Origin of the sequence: Gluconacetobacter aggeris, from assembly GCF_014174395.1 — a bacterium.
GTDB classification, from domain to species: Bacteria; Pseudomonadota; Alphaproteobacteria; order Acetobacterales; family Acetobacteraceae; genus Gluconacetobacter; species Gluconacetobacter aggeris.
Genome location: NZ_JABEQD010000002.1, coordinates 90,929 through 106,560, shown reverse-complemented (window position 1 = coordinate 106,560; position 15,632 = coordinate 90,929). Strand labels below are relative to the sequence as shown.

Here is a 15,632-nt window from a genome sequence, read left to right as displayed (position 1 = left end):
ATCTCAGCGCGGTCAGGTCAGGTCGGTCAGGCGCGCGCGCTCGTCGTCGCTCAGCGGTGCGGGGCCGGTGCCGCGGGCGCGGCGGAAGGACAGGAAGGCGACGAGACCGCCGACCAGCAGGGCGAGGACCGGCATCAGCCACAGCAGGATCGTGCCGGTGGTCAGCGGCGGGCTCAGGCGGATGAAATTGCCGTAGCGGCCGACCATCCAGTCCATGATCTGGCGATCGGATTCCCCCTTGGCGACATGCGCGCGCACCACGTGGCGCAGGTCGCGGGCCAGGCCGGCGCTGCTGTCCTCGATTGATTCGTTCTGGCAGACCAGGCAGCGCAGTTGCGACCCGATCGCCTGGGCGCGGGCTTCCTGACGGGGGTCGGGCAGCATTTCCGACGGGTCGTCCACCGCCATGGCGGCCAGCGGCGACAGGCCGATCGTCAGGGCGAGGACGGTGGCCAGCATGGCGGCCAGACGGCGCATCGCGGCACTCATGTCCGCAGGCTCGCGGCCAGGGGCAGCAGGGCCTGGTGGACGGTGGCCTCGTCCAGCGCGGCGGCGGAATGCCAGCGGATGACGCCGCCGGGGCCGATCAGGAACGATTCCGGCACGCCCGACACGCCCCAGTCGATCGCGGTCATGCCCGACAGGTCGCTGGCGATGCGCGCGTAGGGATTGCCCGCGCGGCGGACGAAGCCCAGCGCGTCGGCCGGCTTGTCCTTGTAGGCGATGCCCCAGATGGGCAGCCGGGCCTTCAGGGCGTTGAGCTGCGGCATCTCGGCGACGCAGGGGATGCACCAGGAAGCGAAGAAATTGACCAGCACCGGCACTTTCAGGGCCCGCAGGTCGGCGGCGCCGAAGCCCTGGCCCGGCAACTGGTCGGGCAGGGTGAAATCCGGCACCGGGCGGTTCAGCGCCGGGGCCTGGATGTCGTGCGGGTCGAACGAGCCCTGCTGCATGCCCGACAGCATGCGCCAGAATGCGACGCCCGCGCCGCCCGCCACCACGAGCGGGGCCGCCATCAGCAGGCGCCGGCGCGCCAGGTCCGGCCGGGATGCGTCGCCACTCATGGCGTGGCCACCAGGCCGGCGGCCGCGGCGCGGCGGGGGGCGCCCACGCGCATCCGCCGGTCGGACAGGGACAGTACCCCGCCCAGGGCCATGATCAGCCCGCCCAGCCACATCCAGGGTGCCAGCGGGTTGTAATGCAGGCGCAGCACGTAGGTCGTCTCCGCGCCGTTATCGTGCCGGTCGCCCAGCACGCCGTACAGGTCGGACATCAGGTTGGTATGAATGGCCACCTCCGTCGTCGTCTGGTTCTGGCTGGCGAAGGTGCGCTTGGCGGGGTGCAGTACCGCGACCAGATGCCCGTCATGTCGCACCTCGATGGTCGCGATCAGCGCCGTGTAGTTCGGGCCCGGTGCGGCGCGAACGTCGGTCAGCGTCCAGGAATCGCCGGCCAGCATTTCGGTCTGGCCGATATGGACCTCGACGATCCGGTGCTGGGCCTGCGACATCGCGGCCAGCCCCAGCACGCTGACGCCGACCCCGGCATGGGCCAGCGCCGCGCCGAGGGCCGCGCGTGGCAGCATGCGGGCGCGCTGCCAGCTTGCGCCCGCGGGGATGCGGAACAGGCGGATGCGCTCGGCAATGTCGGCGATGCTGCCGGCGATGACCCAGACGGCGCCGGTGGCGGCCAGCAGCGGCAGCAGGTCGCGGACCCGCCAGGCCGCGAAGGCGAAGGCCAGCACGGTCACGGCCCCGGCCCACCACAGCCGGCGCAGCACCGGCCAGAGCTGCGCGCGCTTCCACGGCATCATCGGGCCCAGCCCCATGAAGGCCATCAGGGGAATTGCCATCGGTGCTGCCGTGGCGTCGAAGAACGGCTTGCCGACCGAGATCGTCTTGCCGAACAGCAGCGACATGAAGGGCGGGTACATCGTGCCCGTCAGCACCACCGCGCAGATCGAGCAGAGCAGGATGTTGTTGAGCACCAGCAGCCCCTCGCGCGATACCGGGGCGAACACGCCGCCGGCCGCGAGCTGCGGCGCGCGGATGGCGAACAGCAGCAGCGACCCGCCGATCACCAGCCCCAGCAGGCCGAGGATGAAGATGCCGCGCGCGGGGTCGTTGGCGAAGGCGTGGACGGAATTGAGGATGCCCGAGCGGACCAGGAACGTGCCGGAGAGCGAGAAGGAAAAGGTGCCGATGGCCAGCAGCACGGTCCAGATCTTCAGCGCCTCGCGCTTTTCCACGACGATGGCGGAATGGACCAGCGCGGTGCCGGTCAGCCACGGGATCAGCGACGCGTTTTCCACCGGGTCCCAGAACCAGTAGCCGCCCCAGCCCAGCACGTAATAGGACCACCACGACCCGAGCGCGATGCCGCAGGTGAGGAAGCACCAGGCCGCGACCGCCCATGGGCGGACCCAGCGGCCCCAGGCGGCATCGACGCGGCCTTCGATCAGCGCCGCGACGGCGAAGGCGAACGGCACGGCGAAGCCGACATAGCCGGTGTAGAGAATGGGCGGATGGAAGGCGAGGCCGGGGTCCTGCAACAGCGGGTTCATCCCCTGGCCGTCCATCGGCGCCGGCCAGACACGGTCGAACGGGTTCGATGTGGTGAGGCAGAAAAGCTGGAAGCCCGCCGAGACCCCGCCCAGCACCGCGATCACCCGTGCCCGCAGGGCGGAGGGCAGGTCGCGGCCGAACAGGGCCACCGCGCCCCCGCACAGGCCCAGGATCAGCGCCCACAGCAGGACCGAGCCCTCGTGATTGCCCCACACGCCGGTGATCTTGTACAGCAGCGGCTTGGCCACCGCGCTGTTGGCCGCGACGTTCTGGACCGAGAAATCGTCCTGGATCGCGGAATGGATCAGGCAGGCAAAGGAATAGAGCAGCGCCAGAAGCTGCCCGATGGCCAGCGCGGGGGCCAGCGCCATCAGGCGCGGATCGCGGCGCTGCGCGCCGACCATCGGCAGCACTGCCTGCCCGGCGGCGAGGCAGCAGGCCAGCGCGAGGGCGAAATTTCCCAGTTCCGGGGTCATGTTCAGTCAGCTTCCATGCTGCGAGGCGGCTTTATCCTGGCCCGAGGCGCTTGTGGTCATGCTGTTCCAGCTTGCGGCATCGGGGGCCTTGCCATAGCGCGGGTCCCATTTGCCGCTGCGGCGCAGGGCCTCGGCGACTTCCTTGGGCATGTAGGTCTCGTCATGCTTGGCCAGCACTTCGCTGGCGCGGAACGATCCGTCGGCCAGCACGGTGCCGATGGCCACCACGCTCTGCCCCTCGCGGAACAGGTCGGGCAGGATGCCTTCGTAACGCACCGTGACGGCGTCCTGTCCGTCCGTCACGTCGAACCGGTTGACGGGGGTGTCGCCGTTCTTCTGCTGCCGCACCGATCCGGCCACCACCATGCCGCCCAGCCGGATGGTGCGGTCGGCGGCAGGCGGGTGGGCATGGACCTGCGACGGCGCCATGAAGAAGACGATGTTGGAGGAAAACGCGCTCAGCGTCAGCGCGGTGGCGGTGCCCAGTCCGACCAGGCACCCGCCGACCAGCCACAGGCGGCGGCTCTTGCGGGTCATGGTGCGGAGGCTCCGCCGGTGCGGGACGGGCGCTCGAGCGCTGCCAGGCGGGCGCGGGCCCGGCGCAGGCGCAGCGCGGCACCGCCGCCCAGGATGACGGCGAGCCCGATGGTCAGCCCGTAGGCGGTGACGATGTAGGGCAGGTGGGTCATGCGACGGCTCCGCTCAGGTCCTGGCCCGAATCCCGGGCGTCATGGCTGTCGGCCCGGCCGCGGCGCATGGCCAGCGCGGTGCGGACCCGGCTTTCCATCACGGCGGCGCGCAGGCGTGCGACCAGGATGGCGGCGAAGCCGAGCGTGAAGCCGATGGTGCAGACCAGCAGCGGCCACAGCATGGCGGTCGACATGGTGGGGGCGGCCGTCAGCGTGATGCTGTCGGGCTGGTGGAGCGTGTTCCACCATTGCACGCTGAACTTGATGATCGGCAGGTCGACCGCCCCGGCGAGGCCGAGGATCGCGGCGGCGCGATAGCCGCGCTGCGGCTCGTCGAAGGCGCGGATCAGCGCGATATGGCCCAGATAGAGGAAGAACAGCACCAGCACCGAGGTCAGCCGTGCGTCCCACACCCACCAGGTGCCCCACATCGGCTTGCCCCACAGCGAACCGGTGGCCAGGCAGATGGCGGTGACCGAGGCACCGACCGGGCCGATTTCCACCGCCGCCAGGTCGGCCAGCGGATGGCGCCAGACCAGCGACAGCAGCGAGCAGATCGCCAGCCCCATATAGCCCGACGATGCCAGCCATGCGGCAGGCACATGGACATACATGATCCGCACGCTGTCCCCCTGCTGCCAGTCGGCGGGCGAGAGGAACAGGCCCCAGGCGATGCCGGCGACCGACAGCAGGATGGCGGGCCAGGTCAGCCAGGGTTGCAGGCGCGCGCCCAGCCGGAGAAACCGCCCCGGATTGGCGTAGCGGTGGAAGAAATTGCCCGTGCGTGCGGCAAGGCTCGGTGTGGCGTTCAAGACGGTTTCGTTCTCCCCCACGCGCGGGGGACTCCTGCTTTATGCGTCCGTCGGGGACGGTGGGGGCGTTTCGCTTTCCGTTCCTACACGAACATGCGAAGAAAGGCACGGCCCGCGCCGGATTCATGGCGCGTAGTTCACGTGGCGGGCCGGCCCGCCTTTCCGGAAGGAGACTTCCCATGCTTTTCGCCATCATCTGCACCGACAAGCCGGGGGCGCTGGAAACGCGCATCGCCACGCGGCCGCAGCATCTGGCCTATCTGCAGGCCTATCAGGACCGGATCATTCAGGGTGGCCCGCTGATGGGCGCGGACGGGCGGCCCTGCGGCAGCATGCTGCTGATCGACGTGGAAGACCGTGCAACCGCCGAGGGTTTTGCCGCCAGCGACCCGTATGCCAAGGCCGATGTGTTCGAAAGCGTGGTGATTCGCCCCTTCCGCCCGGTCTTCCGTGACGGGCAGTTGGTGGAATAGCGGATGGCATACTGGCTTGTGAAATCCGAACCCGACGCCTTTTCGTGGGACCAGCAGGTCGCCCATGGCGTCGAGCCCTGGACCGGCGTGCGCAACCACCAGGCAAAGCGCAACCTGATGGCGATGGCGCGGGGCGACCGTGCCTTCTTCTATCACTCCAATATCGGCCGCGAGATCGTGGGCGTGGTCGAGATCGTGCGGGAAGCCTATCCCGACCCGACCGCCGCCGATGGCGGCTGGGTCTGTGTCGATGTCCGCGCCGTGGGGCCGATGCCCCATCCGGTGACGCTGGCCGCGATCAAGGCCGACCCGGACCTGGCCGACCTGGCCCTGGTGCGCCAGTCGCGCCTTTCGGTCGTGCCGGTATCGGATGCGCACTGGGCGCATCTGTGCCGTATGGGCGGATTTAAATGAAGTAAGAGGGCCTTTACGGCTCTCCGGCGGCGCCTTCGGCGCCGATGGCCTGGATGCCGCGTCCGGGTTGGCCGCCATAGGTCGAATAGGTGAAGGCCGCGTTATAGGCGGGCTGCACCGGGGCGTTGAATTTCACGGGGACGTCGAAGACGCTGAAATGCGACGGCACGTCGCGGGAATCGCGCGGGGTCTGGCGGGCTTCGATCGACGGCAGGCCGGGGCCGTGGAGGGCGGCGATCTCCGGGCTGAAAGTCTGGGCCGTGACATCCTCGTCCTGCACCACCTGGTAGCCGTCGGGCGGCGGCGGGGCCGGGGGATTGTCGGGATCGGCGGTCGGGTCGTGGCGGGCGTCGGCCGGCTCGAGCGACGACGAAACGGGCGCATTCAGGGTGCCGGTCGCGGGTGCCGGCGCGCGGGTTGCGTGGCGCGGGGCGGCCTGGGCGGCGTGTATCGCCGCCATGCTCCAGCCGGCCACGAGGGCCGCGCCGGCGCAGCAGAGCAGGGTCGGGCGCGTCGTCCGCATGGCGGGCCGGGGGGCCTTTATCACATCCATAAGGGTTCTCCTTGCGTTCGGACTGTACCTGGGCTGTGACCGGTTCGTCCTCTCCCGGCATGGACATGGCGGCCCTGCGTCACGAACCATATACGGCGTGACGGTGGATTTGCGAGAGGGGTAATATGCTTGATAAAGCGACATCCGCCGTTACCGGTGGGGCTTCATCTACTGGCCGTCGCCTCGTCCATGCGGGCGGGCGGGGGCGCATGATCGGCAGGAGGGTTGGGGAATGACCATTCAAACCGGGGGCGAGGTCGCTCCGCTGGTGCTGGACGCCCCGGCGATCGCCGAACTGCAGCGCGCGCTGGAAAAGGTCGAATCGGGTCGTGGCGTGCTGGTGCGGCTGGCGGACCTGATGGGCGGTGCGGTCGGCCAGGCGGCACAACTGGGCATGCGGGGCCTGGGCATGGCGCCCACCATGCAGGCCAAGCTGAAGGGAATCGCCGAGAGCGCGATTTCACGCGCTTTTGATATCGCGATCGTCGGCATGACCCCGCTCAAGGGCGAGCAGGCGGTACCCGACTCGGCTGCGGTGGCGACCCGCTCCTCTATTTCCGCCGCTGTCCCCGCCCCGATTTCCACCCCGGCATGGCGGGGGCCGGCGCTGCAGGCGGCGGTGACGGTGTCGGGTGCGGTCGGTGGGTTTGCCGGGCTTGCCGGCCTGCTGCCCGATGTCACCTTCACCACCCTGGCCATCATGCGCGAGATCGCGCGCATTGCCCGCGAGGAAGGCGAGGATCTGTCCACCCAGGATGCCCGGCGCGCGTGCCTCGAAGTGTTCGCGCTGCGGGCCTTTCCGGTCGGTGCCGCCGATGACGAGAGCGAGCTGGGCTATTTCTCGGCCCGTGCCATGCTGCGCGGCCGGCCGGTGGTGATGCTGGTATCCGAGGTCGCGTCGCATTACGGGCTGGGCCTGTCGCGCAAGCTGGCGGTGCAGATGATGCCGGTGGCGGGCGCGCTATGCGGGGCCTCGCTCAACGCGGCCTTCCTGGCGCATTACCGTGCCCTGGCCCGGGCGCATTTCACCATCCGGCGCCTGGAGCGGGAACATGGACCGGAAGTGCGGCGCACCGCCGAATCGCTGCGCGCCGGCATGACCGGCGCCAGCCAGCCTTTCTGACGAAGGGCGCGTTCGGCGCCCTTCAGGTCATCTTTTCGGCTCGTACGGGCGCGCGCATCAGCAGGCCGATCAATACGGCGCTGACGACGGTGCCCGCGAGCAGCGCCACCACATAGGCGGCCAGATGCGTGACGGCGCCCGGAATGGGCAGGACGAAGATGCCGCCATGCGGCACTTTCAGCTCCACGCCCGCGACCATGGAGATCGCGCCCGCCGTTGCCGACCCCGCCATCATGGCGGGGATGACCCGCAGGGGGTCGCGGGCGGCGAAGGGGATGGCGCCTTCGGTGATGAAGGCCAGTCCCAGCACCGCCGCCGTTGCGCCGGCCTCGCGCTCTTCCGCCGTGAAGCGTGCATGGAACAGGCGTGTCGCCAGTGCCGCCGCCAGGGGCGGCACCATGCCGGCGACCATCGTGGCGGCCATCGGCGTATAGACCGCGCTGGCGATCAGCCCGACCGAGAAGGCATAGCCCGCCTTGTTCACCGGGCCGCCCATGTCGAAGGCGGACATCGCCCCCAGGATCAGCCCCAGCAATATCGCGCTGGACCCCTGCATGCCGCGCAGCCATTCCGTGAAGAAGGCCATCAGGGCGGCGACGGGCCGGCCGATCGCGTAGACCGTCAGCAGGCCGGTGATCAGCGTGCCCAGCAACGGCAGGATCAGGATCGGCTTCAGCCCTTGCAGGGTCTTGGGCAGGCTGATCAGGCGGTTGAGCGCGTCCACCGCGTAGCCTGCGACGAAGCCTGCCGCGATGCCGCCGAGAAAGCCGGCATTGAGGTTCGCGGCGAGGATGCCGCCGATCATGCCCGGCGCCAGGCCCGGACGATCGGCGATCGAGAAGGCGATATAGCCCGCCAGTGCCGGGACCATCAGCGCGAAGCCGGCCTTGGCCCCGATGGTGAACAGGGTATGGGCCAGGGTTCCGTCGGACGAGGCATCGTTGGCATGGATGCCGCCCAGTGCGAAGGCGAGCGCGATCAGCAGGCCGCCGGACACGACGAAGGGCAGCATGAAGGACACGCCCGTCATCAGATGCTTGTAGGGGCCGGCGCGTTCGCCCTTGCCGGACGATTGGGACGCGCCGGCGGAGGCCGCGCCGGTCGCGGGCTGCACGGTCGCCTCGGCGAGGGCCTTGGCGATCACGGCGGCGCCGCCGGTAATGGCCGGCTTGGCGCCGGTGGCATAGACGCGCTTGCCGCCGAAGCGGCCGCGATCGACCTCCCGGTCAGCTGCGATCACCACCACGTCGGCATCGGCGATTTCCTGCGCGGTCAGCGGATTGCCGGCGCCGACCGAGCCCTGCGTTTCGACGCGGAACGGATAGCCGAGCTGGCGCGCGGCTTCCTGCAGGCCCTCGGCCGCCATGAAGGTATGGGCGATGCCGGTGGGGCAGGATGTGACGGCGACGATGCGCGGCGGGCGTGCAGCCGGCGGCGACGTGGCACCGCTCGGGGCCTCCAGGCCCGCGATCGCGCGGCCCGGATCGGCCAGGACGGATTCGAGCGTCAGATGACGGCTGGCCCGTGCGGTCAGGGCCTCGTCGGGCTGTCCGCCGGTGCCGACCAGCAGCAGCACCTCGTCCTCGCCCGGCACGCCGGCGGGCAGGGGGTTGAGGGTGCCCTGCGCGGTGCGGATTTCGACGTCCAGCGGGCGGCCTGTTTCGCGCGCTGCGCGGCGTAGCGCCTCGCCGGCGAGAACGCCCGTGACGCTCTCCTCGCCGGCCTGGATGACGGCCAGTATGTGCTTCATGCTGTTTCTCCCGCGCTGCCGGCTTCGATGTGTCCGGCTGGCGCGATCGTCACGTTCTTCATCAGGGCCAGGGTCGCGTCGCGGCCCGGAAGATTCGGCCCGGCCAGGCCGAGCTTGCCGACCGCGAAGGCGGTGGACAGGCAGGCGATATCCTCCAGCGCCGCTTCTTCCGACAGGGCGGCGACCAGGCCCGCGACCATGGCATCGCCGGCGCCGACCGTGCTGGTGACCGTATGGGCCCGCAACCGTGCGGTGATCGCGCCCGAATCCTGGAGGAACAGCGCGCCGTCCGCGCCCATCGACACTACGACCAGTTCGACGCCCCGGGCGATCAGCCGGGCCCCGATGCGCAGGGCGTCGTCCGCCGTCTCGACGGGTTCGCCCGCCCAGTCCGCGAGTTCCCGCAGGTTCGGCTTGATGATGTTGGGGAGCGTGTCGCCCTGGAGCGCCAGCGTCAGCGGCGTGCCGCTGGTGTCCAGCAGCACGCGCGCACCCCTGCCGCGCAGCCGGGCGACCAGGCCGGCATAGAGGTCGGGCGGGCATCCCGGCGGCAGGCTGCCCGACAGCACGATCAGGCTGTCGTCGCCGGCAAATGCCTCCACCATCCCGACCTGCCGTTCGGTGGTGGCCGCATCGACGGGGGCGCCGTCCATGTTGATGTCGGTGGTGTCGCGATCATCGACGATCTTCATGTTGACGCGGGTGGCGCCCGGGATGCGCAGGAAACGGTCCGCGATCTTCTTCTGTGCGCACAGGGCCTCGAACAGCGCGGCATTCTCGCGGCCCAGCAGGCCGAACGCGGTAACCGCGATGCCCCAGTCGGCCAGACAGCTGGCGACGTTCACGCCCTTGCCGCCCGCATTCTGCCGCACGGCGCGGGCGCGATGGACTTCGCCGGGCACCAGGTGATCGACCGTGATGGTCTGGTCGATCGCGGGGTTGAAGGTGACGGTTGCAATACGCATCACGCGTCCTTTCCATCGGGCGCGCGGTCCAGCGCGCGGACCGCGTCCGGTGTGCCGACCTCGAGCGCGCGGGCGGCGAGGGCGCGCAGATCCGCCAGGCTGGTGTTGCGAATCCGCGCCTTTACGGCGGGGATGTCGCGCGGGGTCATCGACAGTTCATCGACGCCGAGCCCGGTGAGCAGGGCGGCCCCGAACGGATCGCCCGCCAGCCCGCCGCAGACGCCGACCCAGCGCCCGTGGCGCCGCGCGCCCTCCACCGTCTGCGCAATCAGGCGCAGCACGGCGGGGTGCAGGCTGTCGGCCTCGCTGGCCAGTTCCGGATTCTGCCGGTCGATGGCCAGCGTGTACTGCGTGAGGTCGTTGGTGCCGACCGAGAAGAAATCGGCATGTTCCGCCAGGATGTGGGCCTGGACCGCCGCCGCCGGGACCTCGATCATGATGCCGATCGGGACCGTCGGCGCGTCCAGCTCGGCACGGATGGCCTCGCATCGCTGCCGCAGCGCCACCAGTTCGGGGACCGAGGTGATCATGGGGAACATGATCAGCAGTTCCCCGCCCGCCTTCGCCGCCCGATAGAGCGCGCGCAACTGCGGGTCGAGCAGGTCGGGCCGGCGCAGCAGCAGCCGTGCGCCGCGCACGCCCAGGAACGGGTTTTCCTCATGGGGCAGGTCCAGGTGCGGGACCTGCTTGTCGCCGCCGATATCGAGCGTGCGCACGATCAGCGGGCGGTCGCCCAGGGCCTCGATCATGTCGCGATAGACGGCGTATTGCTCGTCCTCGCTGGGGGTTTCGCCGCGTTCGAGGAACAGGAACTCGGTCCGCATCAGGCCGACGCCCTCGGCCCCCTGCGACAGGCAGAACGCCACCTGGTCGGGGCGGTTGACGTTGGCGCCGATGGCGACGCGATGGCCGTCCGTCGTCTCGGCGGGGTTGGCGCGCTTTTCTTCCTCCGCCGCGCGCAGGCGTGCGCGGTCGGCGAGCCAGGCCCGTGCCGAGTCCAGGTCGGCCTCCGTCGGGTCCAGCCAGATGCGCCCCGTATCGCCATCGACGATCGCCGTGCTGCCGGCTGCCAGGGCCAGCAGCCCGGGGCCGCCCGCGACGACCGAGGGCAGGCCCAGCGTGCGTGCCAGGATCGCGCTGTGCGATGTCGGGCCGCCCAGCGCGGTCGCGATACCGGCGACGCGGCTGATGTCCAGGGTCGCGGTATCGGAGGGCGACAGGTCGGAGGCGACCAGGATGCACGGTTCTTCCGGCAGGTCGCCCAGCGTGCCGGTACCCAGATCGGGGTCGATCTGCGCCAGGACGCGGCGTCCGACATCGCGCAAATCCGCCGCCCGCGCGGCCAGGACCGGGTTGCCGAGCGACGAGAGCCTGGCCGCCATCTGCTCGACGGCCTGGTGCCACGACCAGGCGACGCCATGGCCTTCGACCATGATCTGGCAGGTCAGCGTGATCAGGTCGGTATCGTCCAGCAGACCGGCCTGCGCGATGAAGATTGCCGCATCCCCCGCGCCGAGGCGGCGGGTCGTGTCGTCGATCAGTCCTTCCATCTGCGCGCGCGTGCGCGCCAGGGCGCCATTGAGCAGCGCGCCGCCGGCCACCAGGTCCACCGGTTCGTCCGGGACTTCGGTTTCGGCGGCGGCGAGGATATGGATCTTGCCGATGGCCAGGCCGGGACTGGCGGCGACGCCTGGCATCAGGCGCGGCGTGCCGACCGGCTTCCATCCTTTCAGCGGGCCGGCTTTGGCCGCCGCGGCGGCTTTCTCGGCAGCGCGGGCGGCATCGGCCTTCTCCTGCGGCGTCAGGCGGGTGACGACATTGTGAAACCGTTCCAGTGCCGTACGGGCATTGGCGCCGCCGGCGGAGATCACAATCGTGTCACCGGCCTTCAGGCCCAGTTGCAGCAGGGCGACCAGGCTGCGCGGATCGGCGGCTTCCGCGCCATGCCGCACGCGCAGCGGGGCGCCGGCGCCCTTCGCGGTTTCGGACCATGTGGAGGCGGGGCGCGCGTGCAGGCCCGTCGGGTAATCGACAATCCATTCGATCCGCTCGGGATAATCCTCGGCGGCGCCGGAGGAGGCGGGGGGCGGGGCCTCGTCGCGCAGGGCGGCGGAAATGACATCCGGGTCGCGCGTGGCAACCAGTTCCTGCAGGCGGGCCTCGTTCTGGATCAGGCGTGTCAGGCGCCGCAGGATCGCGATATGGCTGTCCGATCCGGCAGCGATTCCGACGACCAGATGGGCGACCTGACCGGGATTCCATTCGATTCCGTCTATGAATTGCAGCACCACGATGCCGTCCTGGCGCACCAGCCCCTTGTCATCGCCGGTGCCGTGCGGAATGGCGACGCCCGAGCCGAGATAGGTGTTGGCCACCTGCTCGCGCCGGATCATGCTTTCTTCGTAGCCGGGGATCACGCAGCCGGCCGCGACCAGCAATTGTCCCGCCTGGCGAATGGCATCGTCCTTGTTCGCCGCGCGGGCATCGATCCGGATCAGGGTTTCGACCGCCGGGCCGATAACGGTGGTGGGGGGCATTCGACGAGCCTCTCCGTTTTTATTTTCCTAGCAGGGAAAACGTTCTCTGTGGTTTTTGTCAATAGACAGGATATTCGAAGGGTGCCATGGCATAATCACTTCCCGTGGATACCGTTTCCTGCTGCGCGTGGAGGGAGAACGTTTTCCTGATGAATGTCGGAATCAAGGATGTCGCGCGGGTGGCGGCGGTCTCGCCCGCCACGGTATCGCGTGTTCTGGCCGGACGTCCGGTCGATCCCGACATGCGCGATCGGGTGATGGCGGCGGTGCACGAGACGGGCTACCGCCCCAACCTGGCGGCGCGGCGCCTGCGCTCGCGGCACACCAATACCATCGGCCTGATCGTCGCCGATATCCGTAACCCGTTCTTTACCGCCGTGTCCCGCACGGTCGAGGCCATCGCCTATGACCGGGGGCTGCGCGTCATCTTCTGCAATACCGACGAAGATGCGGCAAAGGAGGCGATGTACCTGCAACTGATGCAGGAGGAGCGGGTCACCGGCGTCATCCTGGCGCCGACGCGCGAAGGGGCGGACAGGATCGCGCATGTGGAGAGCGATTTTCCGATCGTCCTGATCGACCGTGCGGCGCCGAATGCCTCGTGCGACAGCGTCGTCATCGACAATGCGGCCATGGCGGCGAAACTGGTCGTGCATCTGCACCGGCTGGGGCACCGTCGCATTGCCGGCCTGTTCGGCACCGATACCGTGACCGGGCGCGAACGCTGCGATGGATATAGGCGTGCGATGGAGGAATGCGGCATTCCCGGGCAGGTCGTCCCGGTGCCGCATGAACGCGAGCAGGCCCAGCGGGTGATCGCGGCATTGCTGGAGGATGCGTCGCGGCGGCCGAGTGCGCTGGTCGTCAGCAACAGCGTCATGCTGCAAAGCGTGCTGCGGGTCGCCGATGCGCTGGAGCTGGAGATCCCCCGGGACCTGGCCCTGACGAGTTTCGACAACGAACCCTGGATGGAATTCGTCGGCGGCGGGCTGAGCGTGATCGAGCAGCCGGTGGAAGAAATCGGGCGCACGGCCGTGACGATGCTGATGGACCGGCTGGATCACGCCGATTGCGTCACGCGCCGCGTCGTGCTGGCGGGGCGTTTCATCGCCCGGGGATCGGGAGGGCGGGGCGTCGAGGCCTGATCGGCGCCCGGAAAAACGAAGAAAAACGAAAGGAGAGTACGGACATGAAACCGCCGATTGGTCGTGACACGAAATTGTGCATGTCGCTGTCCGGCAGGCCCGGCAATGCCGGGTCGCGGCTGCACAACCGTCTCTATGAGCTGCTGGAGCTCGATTATATCTACAAATCCTTCAGCACCACCGACCTGCCGGCGGCGATCGGCGGGGTGCGCGCGCTCGGCATTCGGGGCTGCGCGATTTCCATGCCGTTCAAGGAAGCCGTCATTCCGCTGATCGACCGGCTGGAACCGTCGGCCCAGGCGATCGAGAGCGTCAATACCATCGTCAATGACGACGGTGTGCTGGTCGGGCACAATACGGATTACATCGCGGCGCAGACCCTGCTGGCCCAGCGGGGGATCGACCCGGCGACGCCCTTCCTGCTGCGCGGCAGCGGAGGGATGGCCCGGGCGGTGGTGGCGGCCCTGCGCGACAGCGGCTTCGTGGACGGGACGATCGTGGCCCGCAATGAAGAGGCGGGCCGGCGCCTGGCCGAGGAATATGGCTATCAGTGGTGCCCCGACCTGCCGGAGCAGGGGGCGTCGCTGCTGATCAATGTGACGCCGCTGGGCATGGAAGGGCCGGACAGCGCGGCGCTGGCCTTTCCCGAATCGCTGATCGATACCTGCACCATCGCCTTCGACGTGGTGGCCCTGCCGCCGGAGACGCCCTTTCTGCGGGCGGCGCGCGCGCGCGGAAAGACCGTCATTTCCGGTGCCGAGGTGATCGTGCTGCAGGCTATCGAGCAGTTCGTGCTCTATACCGGCATCCGGCCATCCCCGGCCCAGGTGCGCGAGGCGGTGCTGTTCGCCCATGGTCCGGCCACGGCCGAAGCCCTGGCCCTGCCGGCGCGCTGAAGGCGCGCCGGCGCGCGCATTCAGGGTCAGGCTTTGTCAGGGTCAGGCTTTGATAGCCATCCGGGTTGCTGCTGCCATCGCGGCGAGAAGGTAGAAGCCGATCAGGGTGCGGGCCATGCCGGCGTAATGCGGCATCAGCAGCAGCAGGGCGAGTGCCACGGCACAGCCTGCCAGGCAGCAGAGGAAGAAGGTCTGGCCGGCCTGCATGAACGTTATCCTGTCACCGGCGTCGGGGCCGGGCGGCCGGCCAGGACGGCATCGACATTGTCCAGTGCCAGCATGCACATGTCGGTGCGGGTTTCCACCGTGGCACTGCCGACATGCGGCGTCAGGAACAGGTTCGGCAGGGAAAGCAGGCGCGGGTCGGGGTTCGGCTCGCTGCGGCAGACATCCAGCCCCGCGCCCGCGATCTGCCCGTCCTTCAGGGCTGCGATCAGCGCGCCCTCATCCACCAGGCTGCCGCGTGCGGCGTTGACGAAGATGGCGCCGCGCGGCAGCAGGCCGAACAATTCGGCGGTCATGACCGGCTTGCCGTCCTTGCTGCCCGGCATGTGCAGGCTCAGCACGTCGCACTGGGGCAGCATGGCGCGCGGATCGGCGAAATAGGTGGCGCATTCTTCCAGTTCCGGCGCCAGGCGGCTGCGGTTGGAATAGAGGATCTTCATCTCGAAACCGCGTGCCCGCCGGGCCACGGCGCGACCGATGCGCCCCATGCCGATGATGCCCAGCGTCTTGCCGGTGACGCGCGTGCCCAGCATTTCGTCCAGGCCCAGGGTCCGGCCCCAGCCCGAATCGACCAGCGAGAGATATTCCTTCGCCCGGCGCGATGCCGCCAGGATCAGCATCATCGCCAGGTCGGCGTTGCAGTCGGTCAGTACGTCGGGGGTGTTGGTCAGGGCGATGCCGCGCCCGAGGATCGCCGGAATGTCCAGGTGATCGGTGCCGACGCTGATGGTGGCGATGACGCGCACGCTGTCGGGCAGGGCGGCGACGGTGGCGGCGGAGACCGGCGTGCTGCTGGTCACCACCACGGCATCGGGGCGAAATTCCCGGGCCTGGGCAACCAGTTCGTCTTCCGTCAGCTTGTGGTCCGGGGCCGGCAGCGTGTCATAATCCCGGGCGATGCGGGCGTTGGCGGCGGCCAGCAGGTGCTGGGAAACGATCAGGCGGGGGCGTGTCCGGGACATGGGATCGACCTCTTTTCCAAAGGTGCCGTACAGCCGGCTTCCGTAACA

At 69.4% G+C, this 15,632-nt stretch carries 17 protein-coding genes; 5 read left to right on the top strand and 12 right to left on the bottom strand.

All coding sequences use genetic code 11. The features are described from left to right. Positions 1 to 12: 12 nt before the first annotated feature. Genes HLH36_RS03190 through HLH36_RS03165 form a run of 6 tightly spaced genes read right to left on the bottom strand, consistent with a single transcriptional unit; the run spans position 13 to position 4,541 of the window. Positions 13 to 489 carry a cytochrome c-type biogenesis protein gene (locus tag HLH36_RS03190; protein ID WP_408871835.1) on the bottom strand — a complete coding sequence of 159 codons (477 nt, stop codon included), beginning with the start codon at positions 487 to 489 and terminating at the stop codon, positions 13 to 15. Continuing rightward, the gene (locus HLH36_RS03185; protein WP_182985038.1) at positions 486 to 1,064 is read right to left on the bottom strand and encodes a DsbE family thiol:disulfide interchange protein; all 579 of its coding nucleotides are present in this window, start codon (positions 1,062 to 1,064) and stop codon (positions 486 to 488) included. The genes HLH36_RS03190 and HLH36_RS03185 overlap by 4 nt, the downstream gene beginning before the upstream one ends. Then, positions 1,061 to 3,040, bottom strand: a complete 1,980-nt coding sequence (locus HLH36_RS03180) for a heme lyase CcmF/NrfE family subunit (protein ID WP_182985037.1) — start codon at positions 3,038 to 3,040, stop codon at positions 1,061 to 1,063. Before HLH36_RS03180 ends, HLH36_RS03185 begins: the two co-directional genes overlap by 4 nt. Positions 3,041 to 3,046: 6 nt before the next feature. After that, positions 3,047 to 3,577, bottom strand: coding sequence for a cytochrome c maturation protein CcmE (ccmE, locus tag HLH36_RS03175; RefSeq protein WP_182985036.1), 531 nt, complete (start codon positions 3,575 to 3,577; stop codon positions 3,047 to 3,049). Further along, positions 3,574 to 3,729 (bottom strand): heme exporter protein CcmD, encoded by a 156-nt coding sequence (ccmD, locus tag HLH36_RS03170; RefSeq protein ID WP_182985035.1) that lies wholly within the window; start codon positions 3,727 to 3,729, stop codon positions 3,574 to 3,576. The genes ccmE and ccmD overlap by 4 nt, the downstream gene beginning before the upstream one ends. Beyond that, positions 3,726 to 4,541, bottom strand: coding sequence for a heme ABC transporter permease (locus HLH36_RS03165; RefSeq protein WP_182985034.1), 816 nt, complete (start codon positions 4,539 to 4,541; stop codon positions 3,726 to 3,728). Before HLH36_RS03165 ends, ccmD begins: the two co-directional genes overlap by 4 nt. 179 nt (positions 4,542 to 4,720) lie before the next feature. Here HLH36_RS03165 and HLH36_RS03160 point away from each other — a divergent pair, with 179 nt between their 5' ends. After that, positions 4,721 to 5,014 carry a YciI family protein gene (locus HLH36_RS03160; RefSeq protein ID WP_182965999.1) on the top strand — a complete coding sequence of 98 codons (294 nt, stop codon included), beginning with the start codon at positions 4,721 to 4,723 and terminating at the stop codon, positions 5,012 to 5,014. 3 nt (positions 5,015 to 5,017) lie between these two features. Further along, positions 5,018 to 5,428, top strand: a complete 411-nt coding sequence (locus HLH36_RS03155; RefSeq protein ID WP_182966001.1) for an EVE domain-containing protein — start codon at positions 5,018 to 5,020, stop codon at positions 5,426 to 5,428. Positions 5,429 to 5,441: 13 nt separating this feature from the next. On the opposite strand, the gene HLH36_RS03150 is transcribed toward HLH36_RS03155, so the two are convergent. Beyond that, positions 5,442 to 5,981: a hypothetical protein gene (locus tag HLH36_RS03150; RefSeq protein WP_182985033.1), complete on the bottom strand. Its 540-nt coding sequence runs from the start codon at positions 5,979 to 5,981 to the stop codon at positions 5,442 to 5,444. A 232-nt stretch (positions 5,982 to 6,213) separates the two neighbouring features. Between HLH36_RS03150 and HLH36_RS03145 the strand changes: the two genes are divergently transcribed. Further along, the gene (locus HLH36_RS03145; protein WP_182985032.1) at positions 6,214 to 7,104 is read left to right on the top strand and encodes an EcsC family protein; all 891 of its coding nucleotides are present in this window, start codon (positions 6,214 to 6,216) and stop codon (positions 7,102 to 7,104) included. 22 nt (positions 7,105 to 7,126) lie between these two features. Here the strand turns inward: HLH36_RS03145 and HLH36_RS03140 are convergent, their stop codons facing one another. From HLH36_RS03140 to ptsP, 3 genes are read right to left on the bottom strand one after another with little or no spacing between them, the layout of a single operon-like run. Beyond that, positions 7,127 to 8,854, bottom strand: a complete 1,728-nt coding sequence (locus HLH36_RS03140) for a PTS fructose transporter subunit IIC (protein ID WP_182985031.1) — start codon at positions 8,852 to 8,854, stop codon at positions 7,127 to 7,129. Further along, positions 8,851 to 9,819: a 1-phosphofructokinase gene (gene pfkB / locus HLH36_RS03135; protein WP_182985030.1), complete on the bottom strand. Its 969-nt coding sequence runs from the start codon at positions 9,817 to 9,819 to the stop codon at positions 8,851 to 8,853. The genes HLH36_RS03140 and pfkB overlap by 4 nt, the downstream gene beginning before the upstream one ends. Then, a complete protein-coding gene (ptsP, locus tag HLH36_RS03130) occupies positions 9,819 to 12,356 on the bottom strand; it encodes a phosphoenolpyruvate--protein phosphotransferase (RefSeq protein ID WP_182985029.1) in 2,538 nt (845 codons plus the stop codon). The genes pfkB and ptsP overlap by 1 nt, the downstream gene beginning before the upstream one ends. A 149-nt stretch (positions 12,357 to 12,505) precedes the next feature. Between ptsP and HLH36_RS03125 the strand changes: the two genes are divergently transcribed. Both HLH36_RS03125 and HLH36_RS03120 read left to right on the top strand, forming a co-directional pair. Then, entirely contained in the window at positions 12,506 to 13,501 is a 996-nt protein-coding gene (locus HLH36_RS03125; protein ID WP_182985028.1) for a LacI family DNA-binding transcriptional regulator, read from the top strand. A 44-nt stretch (positions 13,502 to 13,545) separates the two neighbouring features. Then, positions 13,546 to 14,397: a shikimate 5-dehydrogenase gene (locus tag HLH36_RS03120; RefSeq protein WP_182985027.1), complete on the top strand. Its 852-nt coding sequence runs from the start codon at positions 13,546 to 13,548 to the stop codon at positions 14,395 to 14,397. 42 nt (positions 14,398 to 14,439) lie between these two features. On the opposite strand, the gene HLH36_RS03115 is transcribed toward HLH36_RS03120, so the two are convergent. Both HLH36_RS03115 and HLH36_RS03110 read right to left on the bottom strand, forming a co-directional pair. Then, on the bottom strand, positions 14,440 to 14,604 hold the full coding sequence (locus HLH36_RS03115) for a hypothetical protein (protein ID WP_182985026.1): 165 nt from the start codon (positions 14,602 to 14,604) through the stop codon (positions 14,440 to 14,442). A 5-nt stretch (positions 14,605 to 14,609) separates the two neighbouring features. Continuing rightward, on the bottom strand, positions 14,610 to 15,584 hold the full coding sequence (locus tag HLH36_RS03110) for a 2-hydroxyacid dehydrogenase (protein WP_182985025.1): 975 nt from the start codon (positions 15,582 to 15,584) through the stop codon (positions 14,610 to 14,612). Positions 15,585 to 15,632: the final 48 nt, after the last annotated feature.

Bases quoted from the DNA above. Each gene is read 5' to 3' on its own strand.
- ccmE (WP_182985036.1), bottom strand. From the start codon at position 3,577: ATGACCCGCAAGAGCCGCCGCCTGTGGCTGGTCGGCGGGTGCCTGGTC.
- HLH36_RS03125 (WP_182985028.1), top strand. From the start codon at position 12,506: ATGAATGTCGGAATCAAGGATGTCGCGCGGGTGGCGGCGGTCTCGCCC.
- ptsP (WP_182985029.1), bottom strand. From the start codon at position 12,356: ATGCCCCCCACCACCGTTATCGGCCCGGCGGTCGAAACCCTGATCCGG.
- HLH36_RS03140 (WP_182985031.1), bottom strand. From the start codon at position 8,854: ATGAAGCACATACTGGCCGTCATCCAGGCCGGCGAGGAGAGCGTCACG.
- HLH36_RS03150 (WP_182985033.1), bottom strand. From the start codon at position 5,981: ATGGATGTGATAAAGGCCCCCCGGCCCGCCATGCGGACGACGCGCCCG.
- HLH36_RS03155 (WP_182966001.1), top strand. From the start codon at position 5,018: ATGGCATACTGGCTTGTGAAATCCGAACCCGACGCCTTTTCGTGGGAC.
- ccmD (WP_182985035.1), bottom strand. From the start codon at position 3,729: ATGACCCACCTGCCCTACATCGTCACCGCCTACGGGCTGACCATCGGG.
- HLH36_RS03110 (WP_182985025.1), bottom strand. From the start codon at position 15,584: ATGTCCCGGACACGCCCCCGCCTGATCGTTTCCCAGCACCTGCTGGCC.
- HLH36_RS03180 (WP_182985037.1), bottom strand. From the start codon at position 3,040: ATGACCCCGGAACTGGGAAATTTCGCCCTCGCGCTGGCCTGCTGCCTC.
- HLH36_RS03120 (WP_182985027.1), top strand. From the start codon at position 13,546: ATGAAACCGCCGATTGGTCGTGACACGAAATTGTGCATGTCGCTGTCC.
- HLH36_RS03115 (WP_182985026.1), bottom strand. From the start codon at position 14,604: ATGCAGGCCGGCCAGACCTTCTTCCTCTGCTGCCTGGCAGGCTGTGCC.
- pfkB (WP_182985030.1), bottom strand. From the start codon at position 9,819: ATGCGTATTGCAACCGTCACCTTCAACCCCGCGATCGACCAGACCATC.
- HLH36_RS03185 (WP_182985038.1), bottom strand. From the start codon at position 1,064: ATGAGTGGCGACGCATCCCGGCCGGACCTGGCGCGCCGGCGCCTGCTG.
- HLH36_RS03160 (WP_182965999.1), top strand. From the start codon at position 4,721: ATGCTTTTCGCCATCATCTGCACCGACAAGCCGGGGGCGCTGGAAACG.
- HLH36_RS03190 (WP_408871835.1), bottom strand. From the start codon at position 489: ATGAGTGCCGCGATGCGCCGTCTGGCCGCCATGCTGGCCACCGTCCTC.
- HLH36_RS03145 (WP_182985032.1), top strand. From the start codon at position 6,214: ATGACCATTCAAACCGGGGGCGAGGTCGCTCCGCTGGTGCTGGACGCC.